General features: G+C 71.6%; 6 protein-coding genes and 1 pseudogene. 4 read left to right on the forward strand and 3 right to left on the reverse strand.

The window, feature by feature from the left end; genetic code table 11:
• Positions 1-455: pseudogene (locus K1Y73_RS20485) on the forward strand (DEAD/DEAH box helicase); the annotation flags it as partial.
• 62 nt (positions 456-517) lie between these two features.
• Here K1Y73_RS20485 and K1Y73_RS20490 read toward each other — a convergent pair.
• Genes K1Y73_RS20490 through K1Y73_RS20500 form a run of 3 tightly spaced genes read right to left on the reverse strand, consistent with a single transcriptional unit; the run spans position 518 to position 4,685 of the window.
• Positions 518-1,357 (reverse strand): glycosyltransferase, encoded by an 840-nt coding sequence (locus K1Y73_RS20490; protein ID WP_225030191.1) that lies wholly within the window; start codon positions 1,355-1,357, stop codon positions 518-520.
• Positions 1,351-3,807, reverse strand: coding sequence for a hypothetical protein (locus K1Y73_RS20495; RefSeq protein WP_225030193.1), 2,457 nt, complete (start codon positions 3,805-3,807; stop codon positions 1,351-1,353). The genes K1Y73_RS20490 and K1Y73_RS20495 overlap by 7 nt, the downstream gene beginning before the upstream one ends.
• A complete protein-coding gene (locus K1Y73_RS20500; RefSeq protein WP_225030195.1) occupies positions 3,807-4,685 on the reverse strand; it encodes a hypothetical protein in 879 nt (292 codons plus the stop codon). The genes K1Y73_RS20495 and K1Y73_RS20500 overlap by 1 nt, the downstream gene beginning before the upstream one ends.
• 110 nt (positions 4,686-4,795) lie before the next feature.
• On the opposite strand from K1Y73_RS20500, the gene K1Y73_RS20505 reads away from it, so the two are divergent.
• The 3 genes from K1Y73_RS20505 to K1Y73_RS20515 form a co-directional block, all read left to right on the forward strand.
• The gene (locus K1Y73_RS20505) at positions 4,796-5,848 is read left to right on the forward strand and encodes a saccharopine dehydrogenase (RefSeq protein WP_225030197.1); all 1,053 of its coding nucleotides are present in this window, start codon (positions 4,796-4,798) and stop codon (positions 5,846-5,848) included.
• 69 nt (positions 5,849-5,917) lie between these two features.
• Positions 5,918-7,069, forward strand: coding sequence for a saccharopine dehydrogenase family protein (locus tag K1Y73_RS20510; protein WP_225030198.1), 1,152 nt, complete (start codon positions 5,918-5,920; stop codon positions 7,067-7,069).
• A gap of 112 nt (positions 7,070-7,181) precedes the next feature.
• Positions 7,182-8,205: heparinase II/III family protein (locus K1Y73_RS20515; RefSeq protein WP_451923590.1), on the forward strand; the 1,024-nt coding region annotated here is incomplete at its 3' end.

Here is an 8,205-nt window from a genome sequence, read left to right on the forward strand (position 1 = left end):
AGGCCGAGGCGCCGCGCAAGACCTGGCCGCGCCGCGATGCCGAAGACGGCGGCAAGCCCGGTTCCCGCTCGGCCGGCTACCGCTCGCATGGCGGCGGCAAGGACACGCCGGCGCGCTCGTCGGGCTACAAGAGCCATTCCTCGGCCGATGGCGCCCCGCGCAAGCCGCGCGAAGGCTATGCCGCCGGGCCGCGGACCGAACGCGCCGACCGGCCCGAGCGCAGCGAAAGGGGCGATGCGCCCTATGCGCGCAAGACCGAGGGCGGCAAAAGCTGGGGTGCGAAAAGCCATGGCGCCCGGCCCGAGGGCGGCAAGCCCTATGCCGGCAAGCCCAGCGGGCCGCGGCCGGCCGGGGCCAAGCCCTATGGCAGCAAGCCCGCCCGTCCGGCGGCGCCGCGCGCCAATGCCAGCGACACGTCCAAGCGCTTCACCCCGCCGAAAAAGCCGCGCGGATAAGATCGCGACACCAAGCTTCGGGCCCTGGCGCAACCGCGCCGGGGCCTTTTTCTTTGGCAGGGCTAGCGACCGCGGGTGAACTCGGCCCCGCCCGGCCTGCGGCGCACCGCCACAAGGACCGCCGCATAAGCGGCAAAGCCCAAAGGATCGCCCAGCGCCAGACGCGCCAGCCCCGCCTTGCCCAGCGCGGGCTTGGCCTCGCGCTGCAACAGGCCCGGGTCCAGCGCCGCGATCTCGGCCATGCCGGCATCCTGCCGGCGCCGCACCTTGACCAGCGCGGCAAAGCCTTCGGGCAAGGGCCAGTCATAGCGCGCGGCGATCTGCCGGCGTTCGCCCGGCAGGAATTGCAGCCGCACATAGGTGTCGTCCGAGATCAGCGGCGGAAAGGCGCCCCAGCGCGCCCGCCCCGCAAGGTTCACCGCAAACAGCCCGTAGCCCGGCGCGACCGTGCGGTTGAAGGGCAGACGCTGCCAAAGCCGCGCATAGGCCCGGCTCAGCGCCGATTTCGGCCGCGGAATGACCGGCGTCGCCCCGGCATAAAGCGCGCCCTCGCCCGCCAAGGCCGCCACCAGCCCCGCCATCACCCCGGGTGACACCACGCAATCGGCATCGAGATAGGCCCTGACGCCGCCCCGCGCCGCCGCATCGCCGGCATTCAGCGCCCCGGGTTTCGAACCCTCGTCACGCTCGATCACCGACAGATCCCAGCCCGCCGCCGCGGCGGCCGTGGCCTGTGCCCGGGCCAGATCGGCCGTCGCATCGCGGCAACCATTGGCCACGACGATCGCCTCGGCCCCGCCCGGCACCGGGTCCGACCGCCACAGGGCGGCCAGACAGGCGCCGATCCAGCCCGCCTCGTTCGAGGCCGGGATGATCACGCTCAGCGCCGGGTCCTTCAGCATGGGTCGCAGCCCCGGGCCAGCGCCAGCCAGCGCGGGTTTTCATCGCCCAGATGCCGCAGCGCCCCCCAACTGCCCCATTTGTTCGGCCGGTAGACATCGACAAAGGCATTGAAGGGCTGGTCGGTCAGCCCGGCCCAGCCCGTCAGCAGCTCGCCATAAAGCCCGCCCATCCCGGCCGAGAAGTTCAGCGTGGTGAAGAACTCGGTCAGCACCGGGTCATCGACCGCCGGCCCATAACCCACGACATGCGTGCCGCCTTCATACATCGCCAGTTTCAGCCCCCGCGCCGCCGCGACCTTGGCATGATAGGGCAGCGTCACCTGCAGCACCTGCTGCAGCGTGTCCTCGCCCGCGCCGGTCGAGGCGCCATCGCGCAATTCCGCCACCGCGCGGTCGACCGCCAGATCGAAGCGATGCGCAGTCGCATACTCCGCCGCCGCCGCGCCGGTCAGCCCCTTGGCGCCCTCCACCGCCGCGGCCTGGCTTTCCGCGATCCAGCCGCGCACGGCGGGCAATTTATGCTCGGCCCCCAGCAGGCCCGAGAAATAGCCGGTCACCGCATAGGCATCGAAAGACCCGGCCGGCGCCGCGCCGCCCGCCGCAACCTCAAGCGGGGCATCCAGAATCTGCGCCTCGGCCCCCAGAACGCCGGTTTGCGTCGACACGACCCGCACCACCCGCGCGCAGTCCATCGCGCCGCACCAGGCCCGCATCACCTGCGCGGCGCGCACCCCGTAGAACTGCAGCCCCGCCCCCTGCACGCCCCAGCGCGCCAGGCCCTGTTCATTCGCCCATCGCCCTTGGGCGAATTGCGGGTTCCAGACCTCGTTGGAATATTCCACCCAGGCGCGCAGATCGGGGTCCAGACCGCGCGCGACGATCCCGGCATAGACGCGGACGAAACTGTCATCGGCCAGATGCGGCAGGGTCAACCATGGGTCGGCCTTCAGCCGGTTGGCCAGCGCCACCATCACCTCGACCGGCACGCCCCTGCGCGCCCAGGAATAATCGCCCGGCAGGGGCCGGTCGGCCGCGCGCTGCAGCGCCGAGTCATTGGTGGCCATCCAGTCCATGAAGCGGATGCCGCGCACCCCCTTTATCCGCGCCAGCCAGTCGGGATTGAAGATCTCACCCGCCGCCAGCGCCTCGGCCCGGTCGGCCCGCACGATGCGGATCTGGCGGATCGGGTCGGCGGGGTCGGTGGCGGCGATGGTCAGGATCACCGCGCCGGGCCCGGGCGCATAGTCAAAGACCGCCCGGCCCCTGCCCTGCTCGGCCAGCCGCGCCAGGCCTTCGATCCGCAATTCCCCCTGGCCCCGCCAGGTCACCAGATAGCGACCGGCCACGCCGCCGGCGTCTTCGGGCAGATCGGTCAGAACCAGAGTGGATATGCCGCTGACGCCTTCGGGCAGGCGCGTCGGCCAGCCCTCGGCATCCAGCGCGCCGGCCGCGCGCAGATCGGCCTCTTCCAGCCCGCCCCAGCCGCCGCCCTTGTGGCCCGTCCAGGGCCGCGCCGTCTTCATCACGTCAAGGAAGGGCTGCTGCACCGACCAGTCATTGACCCCCGCCAGACCCAGCGTCAGCGCCGGATTGGAGACGGGAACGAAGCCCGGCGCCGGCGCGGCGGGGGCGGGGGCCGCTTCGGGGGCGGCGGCAAGCCGCGCCTTCGCCGCCTCAAGCTGGGCGGGAAAGGCCTGCACCGCCGCCCAGGCCACGCGCTGCAGGGCGCGGGCCTGATCGTCGGAAATCGCATCCTCGCGGCTGGGCCAGACCCGGACCAGCCTGGCCGGCAGGCCTTCGGGCGATTGCCCGGTCAGCACCGCGATCTGCACCATGGCGACGAAATAGAAGCCGCGCAGATTGGGGTGGATGTCATCGGCGAAGACCTGCGAGATATCGCTCAGCCCCGGCACGGTGCCGGCCGCGATTTCATCGGCCAGACGCCCCATCGCCTGCCCCGCCGGGATGATCTGTGCCTGATCCCCCGCCGCCTGCACCCAAAGCGGCAATTCCGCCTCGATCCTTTGCCGCCAGGGCAGGCCCGCGCCCGGATCGCCCTCGACCTCCGCGCCCGGGGCGGATTTCAGCGTGGGCCAGGTCTCATACAGATAGACCTGCGTCTCGGCATCGGCGCGATGCGCGGCCTCGGCCCAGCGCGCGACCAGACCCGCCGTATCGGACCATTGCACATGGCCTTCGACCGGCTGCGCCTCGGTCAGGATCAGCGCGGTCACATCGCCCAGGGCCAGCGAGGCGCGGCCATCCACACCCTCGGCCCCGGCCGAGTGATCCCAGCCATAGGCCAGCGAAGCGCCGTTGATCACCTGCGCCTCGACCCGGACCGGCTGGCCCATCGCCTCAAGCCCGCGCTGCACCAGGCCCGGCAGATCGGGCCCGACCAGCGAATGGCCGATGAACAGGATCTTCGACAGAAGGGCCAGGACCGACATCAGGATACCCCGCTCAAAGGATCGGCGGCGACGACCTGCCAGACCAGGCGTTGCACCGGCAGGGCCGCGGCTTCGCTGACCCCGCGCAACGCCCCATCGCCGCCGGGCAGACGCGCCGGCAGGCCTTCGGGGCTTTGGCCACGGATCACCGCATAGTGGGCCATGGCGATCACCCAGGCGCCGGCATCGGAAAGATGGATCTCGTCGGCAAACAGCGCCGGCCGCCCGGCAAGGCCCGGCAGGGCCCCGGCCTCGGCCGCGCGGGCCACCGCCGCCAGCACCGGCCCGCCCGGAATCACCCGGATCGGCCCGGCCCCCGCCTGCAGCGCCGGCTCCAGCACCCCCGCCTGCCACAGCGCCGCCCGGTCGGCGGCGATCCGCGCCTCCCAGCCCGCCGGATCGTCCAGCCGGTGCCAGGTTTCATACAGAAACAGCCGCACCTCGGGGTTGCCCGCCCGCGCCCGTGCCGCCCATTTCGCCAGGAAGCGGCCCGATTCGTGCCAGCGGATCGCGTCCCGCAGCTCGACCATCTCGGTCAGCACAACCGCCGCATAGGCGCCGCCATCCAGCGCCGCGAAGGCCGGCCGATGCGCCGGGCCCGGCTGCAGCCCCTTGACCCGGCCTTTCCAATGGTCGCGCAACGATGTGCCCCAGCCGGTCTGGGCATGGAACACATGCCCGCCCGCCGCCGCCAGCATCGCCGGCATGTCGGGCCCGACCAGCGAATGGCCCAGATGATAGACCGCCCCCGGCCCCAGGCTGCCGCGCAGACTGCCCCGCGCCACCGCGGGCGTCGCGCGCAGCTGCCAGGCCAGGACCGGCGCCACAATCGCCGCCAGCCCCACGCCCAAGCCCGCCACCAGCCCTCGCCGCCGCATCCGCACTCCCCTTTCGCTCGCCCTCCTTTCTGCTATCAACGCCGCGCCAAGGCCATAGCGCAGTGCGGAACCTTTGCGTTTCCATGCCGCGCCCGACGAAAGGGGCAAAGATGCTGCATCTCTGGGTCCGCGCCGAACAGCGCCCGAACGAGGAACGCGTGGGCGTGACGCCCGAAGGCGTGGCGGCGCTGATCGCCGCCGGGCTGCAGGTCACGGTCGAGGACAGCCCGACCCGTGCCATCGGGATCGAGGGCTATCGCCGCGCCGGCGCGCAGATCGCCGCGCCCTATACCTGGCCCGAAGCCCCGCGCGATGCAGTGATCTTCGGGCTGAAGGAACTGCCCGAAGACGGCACGCCGCTGCCGCATCGCCACATCATGTTCGGCCATGCCTTCAAGGGCCAGCCGGCGGGGCAGGTGCTGCTTCAGCGCTTCAAGGCCGGCGGCGGCACGCTGTATGATCTGGAATATCTGGTCGACGAGACCGGGCGCCGCGTCGCCGCCTTCGGCTATTGGGCCGGCTATGCCGGGGCCGCGGTCAGCCTGAAATGCTGGGCCGCCCAGCAAAGGGGCGAGATCTTTGGGCCGGTCGCCAAAGTGCCGTCGAAAGCCGATCTTCTGGGCGATCTGGCAGCCGAACTGGCCGGGCTGTCGCGGCCGCGCGCGCTGATCATCGGCGCCAGGGGCCGGGTGGGCGCCGGTGCGGCCGATCTTTGCGCCGCGATGGGCGTGGCCACCACCCTGTGGGACATCGCCGAGACCGCGCATGGCGGCCCCTTCCCCGAAGTGCTGCAGCATGAAATCTTCCTGAACTGCATCCTGGCCCGGCCCGGCTGCCCGGTCTTCGTGCCCGCTGGGGCCAAGACCGATCCCGCCCGCGCCCTGACGGTGATCGGCGACATCGCCTGCGACCCGACCTCGGATTTCTCGCCGGTCAAGGTCTATGACCGCACCACCAGCTGGGAAGAGCCGGCGCTGCGCGTGGCCGAAAATCCGGCGCTGGACGTGACGGCGATCGACAATCTGCCCTCGCTGATGCCGGTCGAATCCTCGCAGGATTACGCAGCCCAGCTTCTGCCGACGCTGCTGACCCTGACCGCCCTGGACAAGGGCGTCTGGGCCCGCGCCCGGGCCGAGTTCGACCGCCACAGCGCCGGTCTGTGACCGGCCCCGCAGCCATGACGCCGAATTTTCGACGAAAATTCGCATTCTGACCACAAGGGAGACGCGAAGATGACCATCCATTGGTGCGGCACCGGCCTGTCCTCGGGCCCCGGCCTGCGTCGGCTGATCGAAGCCGGCCTGCCCGTCACGGTCTGGAACCGCACGGTTGCCACCGCACAGGATGCCGTGGGCGACATCTGCAAGGACATCCGCCCCTATACGCTTGAGGCGCTGACCGAAGCGCTTGCCCCCGGCGACATCGCCGTGTCGATGCTGCCGGCCGACCAGCATGTGGCCATCGCCAAGGCCTGTCTGGCCCGCGGCGCGCATTTCGTCTCGTCCAGCTATATCGCGCCCGAGATGCGGGCGCTCGATGCCGAGTTCCGCGCCAAGGGCCTGGTCAGCCAGAACGAGATCGGCCTGGATCCCGGGCTGGACCATCTGATGGCGCATGACCTGGTGGCGCGCTACCGCGCCTCGGCGGTCTATGACCCCGAGAATGTGCTATCCTTCACCTCGTATTGCGGCGGCGTGCCGAAGATTCCGAACCCGTTCCGCTACAAGTTTTCCTGGGCGCCGGCCGGGGTGCTGAAGGCGCTGAAATCGCCCTCGCGCTCGCTCAAGGCCTTTTCGGAACTGCGCGTCGCGCGGCCCTGGGATGCGATCACCGATTATGTCGCGCCCCTGCCCAGCCCCGAAAGCTTCGAAGTCTACCCGAACCGCGATTCGCTGCCTTTCATCGCGGATTACCGCTTTGATCCGGCCTGGAAGCTGCGCGATTTCGTGCGCGGCACGATCCGGCTGAAAGGCTGGGCCGAAGCCTGGGCGCCGGTCTTCGCCACGGTCGAGGCGCTGGAAGGCGCCCCCGCGGCCGAGGTCGATGCGAAACTGGGCGCGCTGGCGGCGGATCTGTTGAAGACCAACGCCTATGCCCCGGGCGAGCCCGACCGGGTGGTGCTGTTCGTGGCGCTCAGGGCCGAACGCGACGGGCGGCCGGTCTTTGACGAATGCTGGGCGATGGATGCCTGGGGCGATGCGCGCGGCTCGGCCATGGGAAGGCTGGTCTCGGTGCCGGTCTCGATGGCGGTCGAGGCGGTTCTGGCCCATGACATTCCGGCCGGCGTGCATTCCGCCCCGCATGATCCGCGGCTGGTCACCCGCTGGCTGACCGAAACCCGGCGGCTGGCGCAATATCTGGAACGGGTGGATCAGCTGCATTAGGCCGGCCCGCCGCGGCGATACACAGCCGTGACGTGACAGGGGCAGGCTTCGCCCTTAGGCTTGTGCCCGATCCGGGCAAACCCGGGCGCAGGCACCCAAGGCATGAGGCGGGATGAAGGCCGGCATCACCACATCGCGCCAGGACCGGATGGCGAACCGGCTTGCCCTTTGGGCGGCCCGGCGCCAGCCGCCGGCCAGCGGCTTCGTGGCGCCGCCCGAACCGCGCTCGATCGGGCTTTATGCCCGGGGCAAGCAGCTGGTCTCGGGCAGCCTGCATCTGGGCGGTGCCCTGGTCGAGGCGCCCGGCGCCTCGCTTTGGCAGATTGCCGCGCCCGATCCCGGCTTTGCCGCCGAAGCGCAGGGCTTTGCCTGGCTGGACGATCTGGCCGCCCTGGCCACGCCGCAGGCCCGCGCCCTGGCCCAGGCCTGGACACAGGACTGGATCGCCCGCTTCGGCGCCGGCCGCGGTCCGGGCTGGACGCCTGCGCTGACCGGGCGGCGGGTGATCCGCTGGATCCATCACGCGATCTTCCTGCTGCAGGGCCAGGACAGCGCCGCGCAAGGCGCCTATTTCGCCGCGCTGTCGCGCCAGGCCGCCTTCCTGTCGCGCCGCGCCGGCGCCGCCCCCCAGGGCCTGCCCCGGTTCGAGGCGCTGATCGGCCTGTTGCAGGCCAGCCTGTCGCTGGCCGGGATGGAGCGGCATGTCGCCCCCACCGCCCAGGCCCTGGCACAGGCCTGCGCCGCGGCGATCGACGCCCAGGGCGGCATCCCCTCGCGCAATCCCGAGGAACTGCTGGACAGCCTGACCCTGCTGACCTGGGCCGCCCGCGCCCTGGCCGAGGCCGACCGGCCCATTCCCCCCGCCCTGGCCGAAGCGATCGACCGGATCGCCCCCACACTGCGGGTGCTGCGCCATGCCGATGGCGGGCTGGCCCGCTTTCACGGCGGCGGCCGCGGCATCGAGGGGCGGCTCGATTCGGCGCTGGCCGCCTCGGCGGCGCTGCGGCCGGTCGGGCATGTCACCCAGGCCATGGGCTTTCTGCGCCTGTCGGGCGGGCGCAGCTCGGTGATCCTGGATGCGGCCGATCCGCCGGGCGGGGCGGCGCGCGCCACCGCCCATGCCTCGACCGCGGCGT

The organism is Xinfangfangia pollutisoli (assembly GCF_020179405.1).
Taxonomy (GTDB): domain Bacteria; phylum Pseudomonadota; class Alphaproteobacteria; order Rhodobacterales; family Rhodobacteraceae; genus Pseudogemmobacter; species Pseudogemmobacter pollutisoli.